An 18198-nucleotide genomic window follows, 5' to 3' on the forward strand; every position below is an offset into this window, starting at 1 on the left:
CCTAATATTAGGCGCTTTTCCATTTTCCGGTCCTTCTCTTTAGCCGCTATGCCTTCCGCCAACGCCCCTACCCTACCAGCCTTGTTTTCTGAGCGTCAGGATTTCTGGCGGCCGTGGTGGTGGCTGGCGCTGGCTATTCCGCTGGCGCTGGGGCTGGCGTTTTTTCTAGGGCTCCGGGCGCTGCCCGCTCCTACTGGCCTCAAATGGGTGGTATTGCTGGTGCCCGCCCTGCTCACGGCCGGCGTATTTGCCCTGCTCCGGCTCGAAACCCATTTCGATGCCGAAGGCATTTCCTACCGCCTCTACCCCATGGGCTGGCGGCGGCTGGCCTGGGCCGACGTGAAAAGCGCCCATGTCCGCAAATATTCCCCGCTGGGCGAATACGGCGGCTGGGGCATCAAAGGATTTTCGACCAGCAACTACGCCTACAACGTATCTGGCTCCTATGGCCTTCAGCTGGAGCTGAAAAACGGCCACCGCGTGCTGCTCGGCACCCAACAGCCCGAGGCGCTGCAGCAGGTGGTAAGTGGTGAGATAGTGAAATAGCGAGATGGTGAGTTTGACGTTCGGCTTGCGCATGTGGCGCAAATGGCGCAGCTTGAACATCAAAACTCACCATCTCACTATTTCACCATCTCACCTTACGAGCATCCGCTTCCAGGTGCCTTTGTTCAGGTTATAGCGTAGCGTGCTGGGCAGGGCTTGCCAGAAATATTTGTTCACTTCCACCGCGAAGCTGGGCTGCATGTAGCAGTTGATAGTGCAGCCCTCGCACTGGGGCAGGCGGCCCTCCAGCGCCACCAAGCGGCCTACTTCGGGCGAGTGGTAGAGGTTGAACAGCTGGCCGTCGATGGGGAATTTCTGCTCGCCCAGGTGGTAGCAGGGCAGCACCAGCTCGTTGGAGGGCGAAATGACCAGCGTGGTGCTGGCCGCCCGGCACACGGGCGCGGCTATGTGGTTGCCGCCGTCTTTGCGCAGCTGAATAAAAGCCTCGTTCAGATACACGCCCTTGCGCTTGCCGAAGGCCGAAAGGTAGTCCAGCTCGGCGGTCGTGAGCTGCTCGCCGGTTTCCACAGTGTTGTATTCGAAGGCCGGGTTCAGGATGAGCACCAGGCCGTTGGGCCGGGCAATGTCGCGGTACACGGCCTCTAGGTCGGCCAGGTTTTCGCGGAATACCGTGAACAGGATATCGGGCCGCTCGCCCAGCTCTTTGGCCACCCGAATGCTTTCGAGCACGAAATCGTAGCAGGCCACGCCCCGGCCCTTGTCGTGTACTTCCTTCTCCGAAGAGTCCAGGGAGAAGTGCAGCATATCGACCTTGCCGCGCAGCTTTTCCGCGTATTTGGGGTAAAGCAGGCAGTTGGTGGTGAGCGTGGTAATGAAGCCCATATCGTGCGCCAGCCCCACAAACTCATGAATCTGGCGGTGCAGCAGCGGCTCGCCGCCGGTGAAATCCACCACGCTCACGCCCAGGCGCTTCAGGTCGCGCAGATTCCGCTCCACATCTTCGAGGGTGATGTAGGGCGAGGGTTTTTCCCAGATATCGCAGAAGGAGCACCGCGCATTGCACCGGTAGGTGACGTAGTAATTGCACAGAACCGGATGACGAACGAGGCGCATAAGTACGGGTAAAGATAGACAACAACAGCCGGCGCAGCAGACTGGCCCGACGCACGATGCAACCCCCATCAGCGTTCAGGACTCATTCCTACACCTAACCTCACAAAACCACGGCCATGTCTTTCTTCAAACCGCTGCTGCTGAGCACCCTACTACTGGCCGGCCTCGGTAGCTGCAAACAGGAAAAAGTGGAACCAACCCAGGATTACCTGGTTTTTGGCTGGTATCATGGCTTTTGCCGGGGCGAAAGCTGCATTGAGATTTTCAAAATCGACAACGCCGCGGGCCAGCTTTACGAGGATACCCAGGATAAGTATCCGGCCTCCGACGCGCCCTACGACGGCGTGTACGCTTTAAAAAGCCCCGCTCAGTATCAGCAGGTGCAAACCCTGCCCCAGCAGATTCCGGCCCAGCTGCGCACCCAGCCCGTCGGCATCATCGGCCAGCCCGACTTCGCCGACGGCGGCGGCTACTACGTGGAGCTGTATGACAACGGCCAGCGCAAATTCTGGCTCATCGACACGCAGAAGAACAACATTCCGACTTACCTGCACCCGTTCGTGGATGAGTTGAGCGCTAAAATCGGGAGCCTGCAATAAGGGACTTGGCTTAGTGCAGCAGCACGCCCCACTCCCGCTGCCAATGCGTGGGCGTGGCGGCCAGCGCCGCGGGCGTGGGCGGCCCGTAATGCTCGAGATAGTAGTTGCAGAAGCTCTTGAGCGGGCAGCGGGCGCAGTCGGGCTTGGTGAAAAAGCAGATGTGCTGCCCGTGCCAGTAGTTGTGCTTGTGAAAGTTAAGCAGTATCACCGCATCCTTCGGCAGCTGGGCCAGCAGCACCTGATGGGCCTTTTCCACCGAGGTTTTCGGCCCGATCATGCCCACACGCTGTGCCACCCGGTGTACGTGCGTATCCACGGGCAGCACGGGCTTCTGGAAGTTGAACAGCAACACCAGCGAAGCCGTTTTTAGCCCGATGCCGGGCATATCCGTCAGCCACGCCAGCCCTTGCTCCACGGGCCAGTCGGCCAGAAAATCCAGCGTGAAAGCGCCCTGCTCGGCCTTGATGCGCCGCAGAATCTCCTGAATGCGCGGGGCCTGCGTATCGGGCCAGCGGGTGGTGCGGATGGCATGAGCCAGCGCCGCCACGGGCGCAGCCAGCACGCCCTCCCAGTCGCCAAATTCTTCCAGCATCCGGTCGTAGGCCAGCTCCTCGTCGGCGTGGGTGGTGCGGTGCGAGAGCAGCGTAGAAATAAGCTCGCGCATGGGCGCGCGGCGCGGCTCCAGCGGCAGCGGGCCGTAGAACTCGTGTAGAATCTGATGGTTTTGCCAGGTTTTCTGTTCCGGGCTCAGCGGCGTGTCGGTGGTGGGGGCGCTCATGCCCCGGTGTACCGCCGGGTGCGGTAGTGGGTTGCGCCACGACGGCCGAAACCTACTTTTCCGGCTTCCAGAGGCACAAAAAAAGCGGCTCCCACCACGGAAGCCGCTTTTTTACTTCGCAAATGCGAGGCTTAGATGGTGCCTTTCTCAGCAGCCTTCTTCAGCTTCTCGTTGGCATAGATGGCCACTTCCACCCGACGGTTGGCAATCCGGCCGGCTTCGGTCGAGTTGTCGGCTACCGGCTGCTTCGAGCCATAGCCCGTCACGGTGAAGCGGGAAGCGTCTACACCCTGGCCCTGCGCATAGTTGGCCACAGCCTGAGCCCGGCGCTGCGACAGTGGGTCGTTGATGGCATCGGAGCCGCTGGTATCGGTGTGGCCTTCTACCAGCACGTTGGTGTCGTTGTACTTGATGAGGGTTTTGGCCAGATCAGCAATGTTCTCCTGGGCCGAAGCAGTCAGGGCAGCCGAGTTCTTGGCGAACAGCAGACCCGAGTCGAAGGTAATCTTGATGCCTTCGCCAACCCGCTCTACGCGGGCACCGGCCATTTCACGCTTCAACTCAGCCGCCTGCTTATCCATGCGGCGGCCGATGAGGGCACCAGCGCCACCGCCTACGGCCGCACCAATGATGGCACCACCGGCGGTGCTGTTTTTGCCGCCAATCACGCGGCCCAGCACGCCACCTACCACGGCCCCGCCGCCAGCCCCGATCAGGGCACCCTTAGCGGTTTTGCTCCAAGGCTTCTTGGTGGTAGTAGTGGTAGTGGTAGTCGTTTGCGCTTCGGCGAAGTTTGAGCCGAGCAACAGAACTGCCAGCAGAGCGACGAAATACGAACGGAGGTTTTTCATTGGGGTTTCTTTTAAGGGTTTGGTCTATGTGTGAGCTGTGGGTTGCGGCGCTAAGCTAGGGGAGAGTTTTCAGATGGCCGCACCCAGGCCGCTGAGAGGTAATTTGCAACCACCTTGCCAAAACGGTGGATGGCGGCAAAAAAGTAATAAAATCTTTGTTTATGAGCCGTAAATGGCTCTTTTTGAGCAAGCTTTTTAGTACCAACACCTGTCTTCACCCAACAGATAAGTGGCCAGATAGCCAGCAAATCATCTTGCCGGGCAGCTGGCTGCCAGTACTTCCGGCCGGCTTTCGCTCCCAAAAAAAGACCGCGCTACGAAGCGCGGTCTTTTCTGGAAAGCTGCGAGCCTAGGGGGTCTTACAGACGGCCTTGCTCGGCCGCTTTCTTCATCTTTTCATTAGCATAGATGGCAACTTCCACCCGACGGTTGGCCTGCTTGCCTTCCACCGTAGTGTTGTCGGCTACGGGCTGGGTCGAGCCATAGCCGGTGGCCGTTACGCGCGAGGCGTCTACGCCCTGGCTGGTGGTATAGTTGGCCACGGCCTGGGCCCGGCGCTCCGACAGCGGCTGGTTGATGGCATCCGAACCGGAGTTATCCGTGTGGCCTTCAATCAGCACGTTCGTGTCGGGGTATTTCTGCAGCACGGCGGCCATCTTCTGGATTTCCGTCATGGAAGCCGGACGCAGATCTGCTTTGTTGGTATCGAAGAGAATGCCCGAGTCGAAGGTGATTTTAATGCCTTCGCCCACGCGCTCCACTTTGGCGTTCTGCATGTCGCGCTGCAGATCTTCGGCCTGCTTATCCATTTTGCGACCAATCAGCGCGCCGCCGGTGCCACCCACGGCCGCCCCGATGATAGCGCCCGCTGCCGTACCCGACTTGCCGCCAATAACGCGGCCCAGCACTGCGCCAGCCGCCGCACCGGCTCCGGCACCAATCAGGCCACCTTTCGCCGTTTTGCTCATGCCCGTCTTGCGCGGACCGGTGCCGTTGGCATCCGGAATGTTGGGGTTGCGGGTAGTAGCGCACGACCCGAAGAACAGGGTCATCGCCATGAACAGGGAGAGCAATGATTTGGGAGATTTCATCAGAATGAAATTAGTGAAAGGGAAAAGAGAGAGCTGAATTGGGTTTTGGGGGTTCTTACTGAACTTTCCGCCAAAATGTTTGCCAAATATAGCCTGCGGGCTATACCCATTTGAGAAAGAGGCCGCTACTTTCGGCGAAGAACAGCACAAAGCCCACCAACCGCACCAGCTGCGCGGTTGATGGGCTTTTCCAAAAAGCCTGCCGGAAATGCGGCGGCCCTGATTACTGGTGCCGCCGGGCCGGGGCCGTCTCGGGGGCGGCAATGGCGGCGGGCTGCAGCATCGTCAGCAAATCAGCGAGTTGCTGCTTGAGCTGCTTGCGGTCCACGATAAAATCGAGGAAGCCGTGCTCCAGCACAAATTCGGCGCTCTGGAAGTCTTTCGGCAAATCCTTGCCGATGGTTTCCTTGATAACGCGCGGCCCGGCAAAGCCGATTAGCGCGCCGGGCTCGGCAATGTTGAAGTCGCCGAGCATGGCGAACGAGGCCGTGACGCCGCCCGTGGTGGGGTCGGTGAGCATGGAGATGTAGGGGATGCCAGCTTCGGAAAGCATGGCCAGCCGGGCCGAGGTCTTGGCCATCTGCATCAGCGAGTAGCCGGCTTCCATCATGCGCGCCCCCCCCGATTTGGAAATCATCAGGAACGGAATGCGGTGCTGGCGGGCGTAGTCGATGGCGCGGGCAATCTTCTCGCCCACCACCGAGCCCATCGAGCCGCCGATGAACTTGAAATCCATGCAGGCCACCACCAGGTCCTGGCCGTGGAGCTGGCCGTGGGCCGAGCGCACGGCATCGGTTAGGCCGGTAGCTTTCTGGGTAGCTGCCAAGCGCTGCGGATAGGCTTTGGTATCGACGAAGCGTAGTGGGTCGCCGGAGGTCAGCGCCGCGTCCAGCTCCGTGAATTCACCGCCATCGAACAGGATTTCGAAGTACTCGGCCGAGTCGATGCGGTCGTGGTGGTTGCACTTGGCGCAGGTGTAGAGCAGGCGCTTGTGTTCGGCCATGGTGGCCACGGTTTTGCACTCGGGGCACTTATACCACAGCCCGTCCGGGGTTTCCTTCTTCTGCTCCGTCGGCGTGACGATGCCTTTTTCTACGCGCTTAAACCAAGACATTTTATTCAGTTAAAAATTGAGAGGTAAAAATTAAAAATCGGGAATCAGCGCAATCAAGAAATCAGCACAAATCGTTTTTCCAGGAATTGGAACGCCATTTTTGGGCAGGAATTCTTAATCTTTTAATTCTCAATTTTCAATCAACTCAAGCCAGCGTGACGGCCGGATTCGGCGGTAAAACCCGCTGGCCTTGCGCCGCGTGCCCCTGCGGCGCAATAGCAAAACCGGGGCCGGGTGGGGAGCAGTGGAGCAAGCCATTCGGGAGTGGTGGATGAAAAAAGCAGCCGGAAAGGTGAGCAAATATAGGTTGAAAATCGGTGCGTTGGCGGGGCTTTGGTTGCAAGTTGCGGCGGCGGGGCGCTACCTTGCCGCCGGTTGGTGGGCCGCCTCGGGCCTGCCGCCACTCCTTCGCTTTTTCAACCCGTGTATTTCGTGAAAAAACAATCTATCCTGTTCATGGCCACGGCCGCGCTGACGGCGGCCACGGTGCTGCCGGGCTGCGTAGCCTCCAAGAAATACGACGACCTGCGGGCCCGCCAGACCGCCACCGAGCAGGGCAAGGCCGAAGCCGAGCGCCAGCAGCGCCTGGCCGTGACGGAGCTGAAAAAAGCCACCGACGAGCTGACCGAGCTGCGCCTGAACAACAAGCGCCTGATGGCCGACTCGACCCAGAACGGCAACGCCCTGCGCCGCACTCGCACGCTCTACACCCAGCTCACGGATAGCTACGACAAGCTGCTCAAGAACTCCGACCGCGCCATGGCCGATAAATCAGCCGACTATAATAAGGTGGCTAAGGACTTGGCCCGCCGCGAGGCCGAACTGGGCGAGCTGGACGCCTCGCTGAAAAAGAATCGCACCGAAATTGATAAGCTGAACGCCGACCTGAAAACCCGCGAGGCAAAGCTGGCCGAGCTGACCCAGGCCCTGGCCGACAAGGACAAGGCCGTGAACGACCTGCGCAACAGCGTAAGCAACGCGTTGCGCGGCTTCCAGGGCACCGATCTGCAGGTGAAGATGAAGGACGGCAAGGTGTACGTGTCGCTGTCGGAGCAGCTGCTGTTCAAGTCGGGCTCCACGAAAGTGGACCCCAAGGGCCAGCAGGCGCTGCAGCAGCTGGCCACGGTGCTCAAAACCCAGCCCGACGTGAACGTGGTGGTGGAAGGCCACACCGACAACGTGGCCTTCAGCCGCCCGGCCGGCGCCATGCAGGACAACTGGGACCTGAGCGTGCTGCGGGCCACCGAAATTGCCCGCCTGCTCACCGCCGGCGGCGTGCAGCCCCAGCGCGTCACGGCTTCGGGCCGCTCGCAGTATGTGCCGGTGGCCCAGAACGACTCGCCCCAGAACAAGGCCCTGAACCGCCGCACCGAAATCATTCTGACCCCCAAGCTCGACGAACTGCTCAAGATTCTGGACTCGAACTCGACCACGGGCGGCAAGTAGGTTCTTGCTACTATTTCTTTTACTTTTTAACCGATTACCGATGTCTATTCTTCGTGCCCTAACGCTGCTGGGGCTGTTTATTCTGACGACGACGCTGCAAGCCAGTGCCACGCACATTGTGGGGGCTGAAATAAGCTACGTGCCAGTGCCGAATTCCAATCCGAACGACTTTCGTTACTACGTGACGGCCCGCCTCTACCGGGATATCAGCGGCTCCACCACGGTCGACTTCGGGCAGACCATTCCACTGTATTGCCGCAAAAACGGCTGCACCGCCGCCGACCCCGGCAGCTTTACGGCCACGCTAACCCGCATGAGCACGACGCAGCTGGCCTACGTGCGCTGCTCGGGCGCTTCTTCCGTCGAGCTGCAGGTATTTTCGGCCGAGGTGAGGCTGTATCCGGGTTCCTGGGCGCTCAGCATTGCTGAGGAAAACCGCACGCAGGGCATTATGAACCTGACCAACTCCGCCAACTATGGCTTGTATGCGGATGCCGAGCTGAATAACTCCGCCGCCGCGCGGGCGCTGCCCAACACCTCTCCGGTCTTCACCTCCAGCCGCCTGCCCTATATCTGCGGCAGCCAGTTTCACCGCTACAGCTTCGCCGCCTTCGATGCCGACGGCGACTCGCTGGTGTACCGGCTGGCCGCGCCCTTAGCCGCCAGCACGGCCGATCCGTGTCCCCGGCCCATTCCGGGAGTGGCATCGCCTCATTTCGATATTCGGCCCGCCACTGGTGAGCTGTTCACGATTCCCTTCAGCCTGACGCTGGGCATCTTCAATGTGGTAGTACGGGTTGATGAGTATCGGCGCATCAATAGCCAATGGCTGAAAATCGGCAGCGTGATGCGCGACCTTACCTACCCGGTTTCGACCAACGCCGGCAACCGCAACCCCACGTTCACTACGCTCACGGCCGGCACGGCGTCGCAGCCCGTGGGCCAGCTTATTCGCGTGAGCCCTGGCCAAAGCCTTTCACTCACGCTAAATGCCACCGACCAGGATGCCGGCCAGACGCTACGCTTCGCCAGCGACGCGGCTGCTACCATTCCGGGCGTTACGTTTCAGACGCTTTCGGCCACGCAGGCCCGCCTCAGCTGGCAGGTGCCCGCCACGCTGCCGCCGGGCCGCTACACCATTCCGGTGGCGGTGAGCGACAATGCCTGCCCCACAAACGGCATCGAAGCCCAGACGCTCACGTTCCTGGTTGGCAGCCAGGTGCTGGCCGCGCACCCGCCGCAGCCGGGCCTGGAGCTGGCCGCGTACCCAATGCCCTTCCGGGAGCAGGTCCGATTCCAGCTGTATTCTTCCGGCCCGCAACAGATTCAGATTACAGATAATCTGGGCAGAATAGTGGCGAAGCTCACCAGCCAGGCCAATGGCACCGTGGTATGGCGCCCGGCGGCCTCGCTCGCGCCTGGCCTCTACCTGGCCCGCACCCCTGATGGCCGGCAGCGGCTTCGTTTGCTGCGCGAATAAATAAGTAGTTGAGTATCCGAAAGTAGGCGCCCCACGCGGCTACTGGCTGCTTTTAAGGCTTTGCTCGAGCCAGTCACCAACAGAAAAGCCGTCCGCTCAAGGCTGAGCGGACGGCTTTTGGCTGTATTGAACCCGATAGTTTTACCTGCTGACTCAACTGTAGCAGCACCAAATCGGGCCGGTTTGGCTGAAGGGCGTGCCAACGCTGGACATCAGCAGTCCCGCATTACCCAATAGCCTGCTTCAGATCCTCAATCAGATCTTCGGCATCCTCAATGCCCACGCTCAGGCGGATGAGCGAGTCGGAGAGGCCGGCGGTGCGGCGCTGCTCGGCCGGGATGCTGGCGTGCGTCATGGTGGCAGGGTGGCCCGAAAGGCTTTCCACGCCGCCTAAGCTCTCGGCCAAAGAGAACAGTTGGAATTTCTCCAGCGTGGCCACGGCGTCCTCTTTCCGGTCGCCCTTCAGCACGAAGGAAATCATGCCGCCGAAGTCGTTCATCTGCCGGGCGGCAATTTCATGGTTGGGGTGGTCGGGGAAGCCGGGCCAGTACACTTTGTCCACTTTGGGGTGGGCCTTGAGGTATTCGGCCACCTGGCGGCCGTTTTCGCAGTGGCGCTGCATGCGGATGTGCAGGGTTTTGAGGCCGCGCAGCACCAGGAAGCAGTCCTGGGGGCCGGGCGTGCCGCCGCAGGCATTCTGGAAAAAGCTCAGCCGCTCGTGCAGCTCATCATTGTTCACTACCACGGCGCCCATCACCGTATCGGAGTGGCCGGCCATGTATTTGGTCAGCGAATACATCACCATGTCGGCGCCCAACGCCAGCGGGGTTTGCAGGTAGGGCGTAGCGAAAGTGTTATCGACAACCAGCAAAGCGCCGGCTTTTTTGGCCACGGCCGAAGCGGCGGCAATGTCGATGACGTTCAGCAGTGGGTTAGTGGGCGTTTCGACCCAGATGAGCTTGGTGCGCTCGGTCACGGCGGCCTGCACGGCCGTCATGTCGTGCATGGGCACAAAGTGGAATTTGATGCCGTAGGTGGCGTATACTTTGGTAAAGAGCCGGTAGGAGCCGCCGTAGAGGTCGTTGGTCGAAATCACCTCGTCGCCGGGCTGCAGCAGCTTCACGATGCAGTCGATGGCGGCCATGCCGGAGGCGAAGGCCAGGCCGTGCTTGCCGTTGTCGAGTGCCGCCAGCGCATCCTGCAGCTGGGTGCGGGTGGGGTTGTGGGTGCGCGAATACTCAAAGCCCTTGTGGTCGCCGGGCGAGCGTTGCACATAGGTCGAGGTCTGGAAGATGGGCGTCATAATGGCCCCGGTGGAGGGGTCCGGGTGCACGCCGGCATGAATGGCTTTGGTTCCGAATTTCATAAGAGATTTTTTGCGGGAGCAGAAAAGTAGGCAGGAATGGCCCAGGGGCACCACCAAAGGTAAGCACCCCAGACAGACAAAAGTTTTTTGAGAATACAATCCGGCTGGGATGGGAGCGCCGGAACCGCTATCTTGGTGACAAAATCTTATTCACACTCAACTACTTATTTTTTTGAAACAACTCCTACTCTTGTGGGCCCTGCTGGGCCTGGGCCTCGTTGCGCAAGCGGCCCCCACCCCTGTTGATTCGGCCGCCTTGTACCAAGCCCGCATCGACTCCATGCAGGCGGCCCTGCACTACCAGACCGGCACCATCCAGCTACCCGACGGGGTAGGCACCATCAGCGTGCCCGCCGGCTTTCGCTACCTCGACGCTGCCCAGAGCGAGCGGGTGCTCACCAAATACTGGCGCAACCCCGACGGCACATCGTTGGGTATGCTCTTCCCCCAAGCCAAAGGCCCGCTCGACAAAGACAGCTGGGCCTTCATCGTGGAATACGAAAAGGTCGGCTACGTGAAAGACGATGATGCCGACAAAATCAACTACGATGAGTTGCTCACGGAGATGAAGTCGGATGTGGAAGAGGGCAACCAGGAGCGCATCGATGCCGGCTACCAGCCTATCAAGCTCATTGGCTGGGCCGCCAAGCCCTACTACGACAAGGACAAAAAAGCCCTGCATTGGGCCAAAGAAGCCCAATTTGGCGACGACCCCGACTACGTGATGAACTACAACCTGCGCCTGCTGGGCCGTAAGGGCGTGCTGGTGCTGAATGCCGTGGGCGCGCCGGCCCAGCTGGGCGAGGTGCGCCGGAGCATTCCGGGCCTCATTGCCGGCATCAGCTTCGCAAAAGGCCTGCAGTACGGCGACTTCAACCCCAGCATGGACGAGGTGGCCGCTTATACCATTGGCGGCCTGGTAGCGGGCAAGGTGCTGGCCAAAGTGGGCCTGATTGGGTTGCTCCTCAAATTTGGCAAAGTGATTTTGCTGACGCTGCTCAAGTTCTGGAAAGTAATTCTGGTGTTCTTGGCCGCTATCGGGTCGGCCATTCGCCGCTTCTTTAGCAGAAGCGCGGCCCCGCAGGAGCAGGAGCCCCAGTTGGCTCTGGAGGCCGAAACTTCTACGGAAGCAAAAGAGGAAGTGTAGCCTTTCCGCCCCTACTTTCGTTCTACCTTCGGGTCGGCTGCTTCCAGCCGACCCGTTTGTTTTAAGGCTGCCCATGACGTTCCTGAAAGAGCTTTTCCAGAAAAACGCCTCTACCCTGCTTTCCATGCTGCTGCTGGTGGCCATGCCGGTGGTGGGCAGCTCGTCGCTGTCGTATATGCTCTACAGCAACCAGGCGCTGCTGCAAAATCTGTCATTGGGGCAGGCGCTGCTGTATTTTGTGGTCATTGCCTTCACTATGGCCTTTGCCCTCACCCCCACCACGTTCGTGGCGTTGGCCACGGGCTTCTACCTGGGCTGGGCCGGCTTGCCGGGCATGGTGCTGGCCTACGCGCTGGCCGCGCTGGTGGGCTACACCGTCGCCTCCCGTCTCGACCACGGCAAGATGACTGCCTTTCTGCACCATTTTCCCAAGGCCGAAGCCGTGATGCGGGAGCTGAAGTCCGAAAGCCTGCAGCTCATCATCCTCACGCGCATTTCCCCGGTGCTGCCCTTCGCCCTGATGACGTTCGTGCTGGCCGTAATGCGCATCGACCGGCGGCGGTTTCTGTTGGGCAGCGTGGTGGGCATGCTGCCACGCAGCCTGTTTTTCTACTGGCTGGGCACCAAGGCTCAGGATGTAGTCACGCTATTGCGCAACCCCGACACCGGCACTGCCGGCAAGCTACTGCTCCTGGGGCTGGTCGTGGTGTCGCTTTTCGGCCTCTACTACATTTTCGACCGGGCCCTGAAGCGCGCTCTGGGCCGGAGCGCCGGAAACAGCGAAAAAAATTAAAACTGACTTTCAGCCGCTTGCGTCGTTTCAGGAAGATTTTTGCGGGCAAATTCGCTTCCGGGCTTGTATAGCTGAAAGCTTTGCTCCTATCTTTGCATCTCCAAAACGGAAAAGATGGTTGTGTAGCTCAATTGGATAGAGCATCTGACTACGAATCAGAAGGTTTAAGGTTCGACTCCTTACACGACCACAGAGTACATGAAAAACCCTCTTTGCAAGCTGCAGAGAGGGTTTTTTGTTTTTGATGTGCGACGCGGTGTGCGCCGGCCGGCTCCCCTTCTATTCTTTTTACGTTTATCATAACATAAAAGCTGCGCTACATCGGTGCGCCTACTGCCGAATTTGAAACCGGCGAGGAGTATTCTATCCTGGTCGTATGTTAATGAGAATTCTCTGAGTTGAAGAAAGCCAGCGGGCCAACTCATAAATACGCTAATCTGGCCATACTGCTCAAATTCTGGCAACCGCCGGCTATGGCTTACCCAACCACTGGGCGTAATGAGGGAACTATCTAGTGGGGCATAGCCTCTTAGAGCGGCCAGTGCGCCACCACTTACCAGCTCACGGTGAGCCAAGGCCAGCACTTTGGCTCACCAGGTGACGCTGCTAAGGCCTTCGTAGTCCTTTTGGTGGTAGCAGACTATATACCTATACCTTAGATCAATAGTCCTGACTAGTTGCAAGGCTATTTTGTATCTCGGAGAATACCGTGCTGAGACTTTCAGCAACCTAGCTCTGTTTGTCTTCCTCTTCCTTCCAGCCAGGTGGACGATACTCGGGAGGGAATTCGTCCCAGCTATTTGCAGGGTAAGGAGGATCAGGGAATCCCGAATCACCCTCACGCACAGCATTTTTCCACCAATCTAGTACGGCACTACTCCATTTCTTAAGTATCTTAAAAATCATATATTTATAATACAGTGAGTTCTTTTTTTAATTATTGTGGGCAACATCGGCGATAATTGTATAAAACAGCATTTATACATACTGCTGGCTGCTGGCGAATCTAGAGCCGAGCTTATTTGTACTATCACAGGCGAATTCACAACCGAATGAGTCCTTTCATCGAGAAATACACGCCATTTGCAGGTGTCTCACCGGCCCGAAATATAGATGCAAATCTAGAAGCATTGCGCGGCATTGCGGCTTTCTTGGTGGTGTTCTTTCACTACGTCGACCCGAGTTTCAAGCCGACAGGTGCTGCCGCTTATACGCCTCCCGGCCACCTGAGTGTACTGATCTTCTTTATTCTATCAGGCTATGTTATCGGCTTGGCCTACATGGATACCCCCATTACGCCCGCCAGCATCGTGCTGTACCTGCGCAAGCGCTTGGTGCGGTTGGTGCCCATCTACCTGATATGCATGGTGCTCACCTTGCTGGTCGCTACGCATTCCTATTCGGCCGGCACGCTGCTGAGCAACTTCACCTTTGGCCAGGTCCTGTTTTCCCCTGTCATTCTGGAAAACGAGCCCATCTGGTCGCTCAACTTTGAGGTGCTGTTTTACCTGTTGTTCATCCCGATTTCGCTCTACCATCTCAATCCACTGCTGCTACTGCTGGCCGCCACGCTGCTGGGTGTAGTCAGCGCCGTGCTGTACCCCTCCTTTGGCAGCCCGCTGCTTTCGTCCTATGCCTTTGGCTTCAGTTACTGGCTAATGGGCCTCTGTTTGGCGCAATATCTGCCCGTGGCTCCCGGTCCCCGGCCAGCGGCACTCATGCTCAGTTCCATTTTTCTGCTACTGGCCATTGGCAAGTTCAATGTGGTGCTCGTGCCGCTGCAGAGGACAACAGCGGCGCTATTTGGGGGCACGCTGAATTTTCCAGCTACAACGGGCACGTGGTACCAGCGCATTATTGAGTTTGAAGATTATGCATACCTGCCTTTCTGCCTGCTGATTGTCTTTGTCTTTACCCGCAAGACCTTCCCGGGGGCGCAACTCGCCATCGGGGCCCTGATTCTAGCGCCTAGCCTGACCTTCATTCATCTGGTACGTCATCCAATTGAGGGAGATAAAGAGCTCTGGCTGCTTTCTGAGGTCTTCTACCTGATTGCTCTGGCCCTGTACGTGTTTCAGTTGCCGCTGGAGCGCCTGACCCGTCCGGTTGTCGACAAGCTGCTGGCCACGGGGGCGCTGTCCTACGGCCTATACCTGGTGCACTACCCGATCCGGTTTCTGTTTGATCGGTTCACTCTCTACCAGGGAACGGCCCTGACATATTCGTTGCGCTACATCGTGTACTTGGTGGCGACTTCAGCTGCGGCCTACTGGTTGGAAAAGAAATTTCAGCCCTGGGTCCGGGCCCGGTTGCTGTAAACGAAAAAGCCCCGACCTAAGCAGGTCGGGGCTTTTAGCCTGCTATAGGGCATAGCAATGAAGCATACCCGAATTCAGACAGCCTACGCCAGGAATATTTAAGCCCTCCGGCATTAGGAGATGCGGCGCGTCTGGCATGAGGAGACTGTAAGGGCCGTTGCCGCCATGCCGGCAGTTTGCCAAGTGCTGCTGGCCGCTTAGCAAAACTCAGGCGGTAGTTTGAGGCCCGACGCTGGTTCACACCGGCCGTTTTTTTGGTGAGCATTGCTACGGGTAGAAGCTTGGGCTGCTATTTCAGGGAAAACAGGTGCGCCTGTAGCTCTCGGTCGGTGGCGGCTGGATCAATGAATCGGCTCACTATCTGGCGCTGCTTGTAGCCCAAGACGGTGATGGTAACGGCGGGGTTGATGCTGTAGAGGAAGGCCGATTCATTATCATCAGGAGCAGGAACGTACACCACGGCAACCTCCCGGAGCCGGGCCTGCCGGGCGAAGCGCTCCAGCAGCTGCCGCACCGCCGCGGCGGGCTTCCGCTCGGGGTTGGTATAAATGATGAAAGCCCGGAGCGGCCGGGGGCCCCGCCGCTGAAGCTGGCTTTCCCAATAACGAGCCATTCGCCTGAGCGTATCGGACGTGACGGAGCGAGTCCAGATTAGTACCCCCTCCCCGCTGCCGTAGGCGCACATGGGGCAGGTGCGCTTGCCTTCGTCGGGCCCCCACACATGCCAGGGCTGAAACGAAGGACACTCCTGGCCGACGAGCAGCCCGGATTGGGTGGGCCTGCGGTCGAATTGCGGCAGCAGGCGTATGTCGCGCTGCCCAACCAGCGTATCCTGGTGCAGCGTCAGTGCCACGCCGCCGTAGCGCGGGAAGCCATCGGACTGCTCCAGCTTGGCCCAATATGATTCCGTCAGAAACGGGTCGCCGGCAAACACAAAGTCGCTGAGGTAGTAGCACTGCCGTTGGGATGGAGCCTTCACGTAGAAATGGATGTGCGCCGGAATGGTTCTGCCGGGGTAAGGTCCGGGCTTGACGGTGCGCAGCTCGTAGCGGCCCTGGACATCGGTGCGGAGCCAGCCGCGGCTGTAGCCGTGCCACCACGCATGAGACGTTGGGGGCTCGGTGCCGAGCTTGGCGTAGCGGCCTCGGGCGTTGGTCTGATAAAAGTACATGGCCACGTTGGGAGCCGGCGTGCGGCCGTCCGATTCGTACACGGTGCCCGTGATGCGCAGCGGCGTGCCCGCAGCCGTATCGGGGGCAATGCGGGTGCGCCAGGAAGTAGGGCGGCGCTCGTTGAACACGCAGCAGTCGCAGGTGGGCGGCTCACTTGCCGCCGTCGCGGGCGTACCGACAGGCGGAGCGGTATCTTGGGAGGCAGACTGACAGGCCGGGGCGAGGGCCAGCCAACTAACGAGCAACAAACGAATAGGGAGCATGGGCAGGGCTTTTCCACAAAGCACGGCAGGCGCTATATTCAGGAGGCAAAAAGTAGAGCAACGACCAAAAAAGTAGAGCAAGCCGGCGGCGGCGTTCGTCGCAAAAGGTGGTCGTTGGTCGTAAAGAGCAGGCATATGATCTTAACAACCTTTCATTTACGCTTTGCAGGCGCAGCTATTGCCCGTCTGCGGGGGCTGCACCCAGGTAGCCTGCTTCGGCAGTCGTCGCTGGTGCTGTGGGCCGCTATCACGCTGCTGTTTCTCTACGAGCGGACCTACCTGATTCAGAAAGCCGGTCTGCCGCACTTCGTGGCCTGCGCGGGGGTGCGGGTGGGGTTATTGCTTCTGCTCTGCTACGGGCATAACAGCGTGTTGGTGCCCCGGCTGCTGGCGCGGCGGCACTACGGGTGCTATGCGCTGGTCCTAAGTGTGGCAGTGGGAGCCTACCTACTGACCCAGAGCGCCTACGACCACTACCTGTTTGGCTTTGTCATTGGCGACCAGGAACGGGCGGGTCTGTGGCGGAATCTGCCTTATAACCTGCTGGTGACGGGCTGGTATCTGCTGCTCACGCATTTGGTAGCCCGGCGGCTGCCAACTCGCGAACCTATGCAGGAGCCAAGTGCGCTGCCCGCGTCAGCGGAGAGTACGGCCGAGGAAGTGGTGATTAAAACCGGGGGCGAGTGGATGCGGCTGCCGGTGGCCGCCATTCGGTACGCGCAAGGGCTTAAAGACTATACCATTCTATATACCCCGACGGGAAAGCACTTGGTGAAAGGCTCTATCGGCAAGGTGGCCGAATGGCTACCGGCCGGCTGCTTTCTGCGGGTGCACAAGTCGTATCTGGTGGCCAGGCAGCACATCAGGTCCGTATCGAGCACGGAAGTAATGCTGGAGGGGCAGGCAATTCCTATCGGAAGGGCGTATGCTACTGCTCTGGCTGAGTTCAAACAAGCCACTACTGCTACTGCCCAATCTGCAACTACCTCATCAACAACGAAAAGCCACTAGTTACAGGAACAGGCGGCAGCTACTGGCTTTGGTAGATGATGTGGTTTGGAGCGGAGCGAAAAGAAGCCGCGGCGGCTTACAGCTCGTGTGGGGCCGGCTGCCCGGCGGCCCAGGCATCGAGGCTGGCCAGGGTGGCCTCGGCAATGTTGGTGAGGGCCTCGCGGGTAAGGTAAGCCTGGTGGCCGGTCAGAAATACGTTCGGGTAGGTGAGCAGCCGGGCGTAGGTGGGGTCGCGCAGGGGCTCGGCGCTATGGTCGCCGAAGAACAGGCCCTTTTCGCGCTCATATACATCGAGGCCGAGGTAGCCCAGCTGGCCCGAGTCGAGGGCGAGCAGGGCAGCCTCGGTGTCGAGCACGCCGCCGCGGCCGGTGTTCACCAGCAGCACCCCGCGCTTCATCCGGCTCAGCAGCGGGCCGTCGATCAGGTGGTGGGTCTGGGCGTTGAGGGGCGTATGCACACTAATGATGTCGGCCTGGGCGCACAGCTCGGGCAGCGCCACGTAGCGCAGGCCATACGTGCGGGTCAGCTCCTCGTTCGGCTGCACATCAGTGCCCAGCAGTATGCAGCCGAAACCGTGCAGGATGCGAGCCACCACGGCCCCAATACGCCCCACGCCCACGATGCCCACCGTTTTGCCGTGCAGGTCGAACCCAATCAGCTCATCGAGGCAGAAATCATTCTGGCGCAGCTGGCGGTCGGCCTGGCGCAGGTGGCGGCACAGGGCCAGCATCAGGGTCACGGCGTGCTCGGCAATGGCGTAGGGCGAGTATTCGGGCACGTTGGCCACGCGCAGGCCCAGGCGGCGGGCGGCGGGCAGGTCTACGTTGTCGGTGCCGGCCGAGCGCACAGCCACGGCGCGTACGCCCAGGGCAGCAAGCTGCTCCAGCACTGGGGCCGACAGGTCGTCGGGGGCAAAAACGCCTACGGCCTGCGAGCCTTGCGCCAAAGCCACGGTATCGGCCGTGAGGCGGTCTTCCACCAGGTGCAGCGTGTGGCGGCCGGCGTTGGCACGGGTCAGGAAAGGCCGTTCGAAGGCCAGGGTGCTGAATACGGTGACTTGCATAGTCGAAATAAAAAAAAGAAGATGGAGCGCCGCCGCCCGGCGGGGAGCGGTGGCCCCGGTTAAGATACCGCAAGGTTCCGACACCC

General features: G+C 59.7%; 16 protein-coding genes and 1 tRNA gene. 9 read left to right on the plus strand and 8 right to left on the minus strand.

What is annotated here, in order from left to right; all coding sequences use genetic code 11:
• Positions 1-48 precede the first annotated feature (48 nt).
• Positions 49-546, plus strand: coding sequence for a hypothetical protein (locus tag BUB62_RS04190; RefSeq protein WP_073106587.1), 498 nt, complete (start codon positions 49-51; stop codon positions 544-546).
• A gap of 90 nt (positions 547-636) precedes the next feature.
• Here the strand turns inward: BUB62_RS04190 and BUB62_RS04195 are convergent, their stop codons facing one another.
• Complete coding sequence (locus tag BUB62_RS04195; RefSeq protein WP_073106589.1) at positions 637-1620, minus strand: radical SAM protein; 984 nt, start codon at positions 1618-1620, stop codon at positions 637-639.
• A 116-nt stretch (positions 1621-1736) separates the two neighbouring features.
• On the opposite strand from BUB62_RS04195, the gene BUB62_RS04200 reads away from it, so the two are divergent.
• Entirely contained in the window at positions 1737-2219 is a 483-nt protein-coding gene (locus BUB62_RS04200; protein WP_073106591.1) for a hypothetical protein, read from the plus strand.
• A gap of 10 nt (positions 2220-2229) precedes the next feature.
• On the opposite strand, the gene BUB62_RS04205 is transcribed toward BUB62_RS04200, so the two are convergent.
• The 4 genes from BUB62_RS04205 to accD all read right to left on the minus strand — a co-directional run bounded on the left by BUB62_RS04205 (position 2230) and on the right by accD (position 6053).
• Entirely contained in the window at positions 2230-2997 is a 768-nt protein-coding gene (locus BUB62_RS04205; RefSeq protein WP_073106593.1) for an endonuclease III domain-containing protein, read from the minus strand.
• Positions 2998-3128: 131 nt separating this feature from the next.
• Positions 3129-3848 carry a YiaD family glycine zipper/OmpA-like lipoprotein gene (locus BUB62_RS04210; RefSeq protein WP_073106594.1) on the minus strand — a complete coding sequence of 240 codons (720 nt, stop codon included), beginning with the start codon at positions 3846-3848 and terminating at the stop codon, positions 3129-3131.
• 359 nt (positions 3849-4207) lie between these two features.
• The gene (locus BUB62_RS04215; RefSeq protein WP_234988625.1) at positions 4208-4939 is read right to left on the minus strand and encodes a YiaD family glycine zipper/OmpA-like lipoprotein; all 732 of its coding nucleotides are present in this window, start codon (positions 4937-4939) and stop codon (positions 4208-4210) included.
• A 223-nt stretch (positions 4940-5162) separates the two neighbouring features.
• Complete coding sequence (gene accD, locus BUB62_RS04220; RefSeq protein ID WP_073106595.1) at positions 5163-6053, minus strand: acetyl-CoA carboxylase, carboxyltransferase subunit beta; 891 nt, start codon at positions 6051-6053, stop codon at positions 5163-5165.
• Positions 6054-6485: 432 nt separating this feature from the next.
• On the opposite strand from accD, the gene BUB62_RS04225 reads away from it, so the two are divergent.
• Positions 6486-7499, plus strand: coding sequence for an OmpA family protein (locus BUB62_RS04225; protein WP_234988626.1), 1014 nt, complete (start codon positions 6486-6488; stop codon positions 7497-7499).
• 40 nt (positions 7500-7539) lie between these two features.
• Positions 7540-8979, plus strand: a complete 1440-nt coding sequence (locus BUB62_RS04230; protein ID WP_073106596.1) for a T9SS type A sorting domain-containing protein — start codon at positions 7540-7542, stop codon at positions 8977-8979.
• A gap of 226 nt (positions 8980-9205) precedes the next feature.
• Here the strand turns inward: BUB62_RS04230 and BUB62_RS04235 are convergent, their stop codons facing one another.
• Positions 9206-10345: a cystathionine gamma-synthase gene (locus BUB62_RS04235; protein ID WP_073106599.1), complete on the minus strand. Its 1140-nt coding sequence runs from the start codon at positions 10343-10345 to the stop codon at positions 9206-9208.
• Between the two features lie 172 nt (positions 10346-10517).
• Between BUB62_RS04235 and BUB62_RS04240 the strand changes: the two genes are divergently transcribed.
• From BUB62_RS04240 to BUB62_RS04255, 4 genes are all read left to right on the plus strand, one after another.
• A complete protein-coding gene (locus tag BUB62_RS04240) occupies positions 10518-11492 on the plus strand; it encodes a DUF2167 domain-containing protein (protein WP_143164021.1) in 975 nt (324 codons plus the stop codon).
• Between the two features lie 73 nt (positions 11493-11565).
• The gene (locus BUB62_RS04245) at positions 11566-12285 is read left to right on the plus strand and encodes a TVP38/TMEM64 family protein (RefSeq protein WP_084538817.1); all 720 of its coding nucleotides are present in this window, start codon (positions 11566-11568) and stop codon (positions 12283-12285) included.
• 116 nt (positions 12286-12401) lie between these two features.
• Positions 12402-12475 (plus strand) — tRNA-Arg (locus BUB62_RS04250).
• A gap of 862 nt (positions 12476-13337) precedes the next feature.
• Positions 13338-14603 (plus strand): acyltransferase family protein, encoded by a 1266-nt coding sequence (locus BUB62_RS04255; protein WP_084538818.1) that lies wholly within the window; start codon positions 13338-13340, stop codon positions 14601-14603.
• 289 nt (positions 14604-14892) lie between these two features.
• Here the strand turns inward: BUB62_RS04255 and BUB62_RS04260 are convergent, their stop codons facing one another.
• A complete protein-coding gene (locus BUB62_RS04260) occupies positions 14893-16038 on the minus strand; it encodes a dioxygenase family protein (protein ID WP_159437402.1) in 1146 nt (381 codons plus the stop codon).
• Between the two features lie 135 nt (positions 16039-16173).
• Between BUB62_RS04260 and BUB62_RS04265 the strand changes: the two genes are divergently transcribed.
• Positions 16174-17049: a LytR/AlgR family response regulator transcription factor gene (locus BUB62_RS04265; protein ID WP_084538820.1), complete on the plus strand. Its 876-nt coding sequence runs from the start codon at positions 16174-16176 to the stop codon at positions 17047-17049.
• Between the two features lie 76 nt (positions 17050-17125).
• On the opposite strand, the gene BUB62_RS04270 is transcribed toward BUB62_RS04265, so the two are convergent.
• Positions 17126-18112 carry a 2-hydroxyacid dehydrogenase gene (locus BUB62_RS04270; protein ID WP_073106610.1) on the minus strand — a complete coding sequence of 329 codons (987 nt, stop codon included), beginning with the start codon at positions 18110-18112 and terminating at the stop codon, positions 17126-17128.
• Positions 18113-18198: the final 86 nt, after the last annotated feature.

The organism is Hymenobacter daecheongensis DSM 21074, from assembly GCF_900141805.1.
Taxonomy (GTDB): Bacteria; Bacteroidota; Bacteroidia; order Cytophagales; family Hymenobacteraceae; genus Hymenobacter; species Hymenobacter daecheongensis.

Bases quoted from the DNA above. Each gene is read 5' to 3' on its own strand.
- BUB62_RS04190 (WP_073106587.1), top strand. From the start codon at position 49: ATGCCTTCCGCCAACGCCCCTACCCTACCAGCCTTGTTTTCTGAGCGT.
- BUB62_RS04195 (WP_073106589.1), bottom strand. From the start codon at position 1,620: ATGCGCCTCGTTCGTCATCCGGTTCTGTGCAATTACTACGTCACCTAC.
- BUB62_RS04200 (WP_073106591.1), top strand. From the start codon at position 1,737: ATGTCTTTCTTCAAACCGCTGCTGCTGAGCACCCTACTACTGGCCGGC.
- BUB62_RS04205 (WP_073106593.1), bottom strand. From the start codon at position 2,997: ATGAGCGCCCCCACCACCGACACGCCGCTGAGCCCGGAACAGAAAACC.
- BUB62_RS04210 (WP_073106594.1), bottom strand. From the start codon at position 3,848: ATGAAAAACCTCCGTTCGTATTTCGTCGCTCTGCTGGCAGTTCTGTTG.
- BUB62_RS04215 (WP_234988625.1), bottom strand. From the start codon at position 4,939: ATGAAATCTCCCAAATCATTGCTCTCCCTGTTCATGGCGATGACCCTG.
- accD (WP_073106595.1), bottom strand. From the start codon at position 6,053: ATGTCTTGGTTTAAGCGCGTAGAAAAAGGCATCGTCACGCCGACGGAG.
- BUB62_RS04230 (WP_073106596.1), top strand. From the start codon at position 7,540: ATGTCTATTCTTCGTGCCCTAACGCTGCTGGGGCTGTTTATTCTGACG.
- BUB62_RS04235 (WP_073106599.1), bottom strand. From the start codon at position 10,345: ATGAAATTCGGAACCAAAGCCATTCATGCCGGCGTGCACCCGGACCCC.
- BUB62_RS04245 (WP_084538817.1), top strand. From the start codon at position 11,566: ATGACGTTCCTGAAAGAGCTTTTCCAGAAAAACGCCTCTACCCTGCTT.
- BUB62_RS04255 (WP_084538818.1), top strand. From the start codon at position 13,338: ATGAGTCCTTTCATCGAGAAATACACGCCATTTGCAGGTGTCTCACCG.
- BUB62_RS04260 (WP_159437402.1), bottom strand. From the start codon at position 16,038: ATGCTCCCTATTCGTTTGTTGCTCGTTAGTTGGCTGGCCCTCGCCCCG.
- BUB62_RS04265 (WP_084538820.1), top strand. From the start codon at position 16,174: ATGATCTTAACAACCTTTCATTTACGCTTTGCAGGCGCAGCTATTGCC.
- BUB62_RS04270 (WP_073106610.1), bottom strand. From the start codon at position 18,112: ATGCAAGTCACCGTATTCAGCACCCTGGCCTTCGAACGGCCTTTCCTG.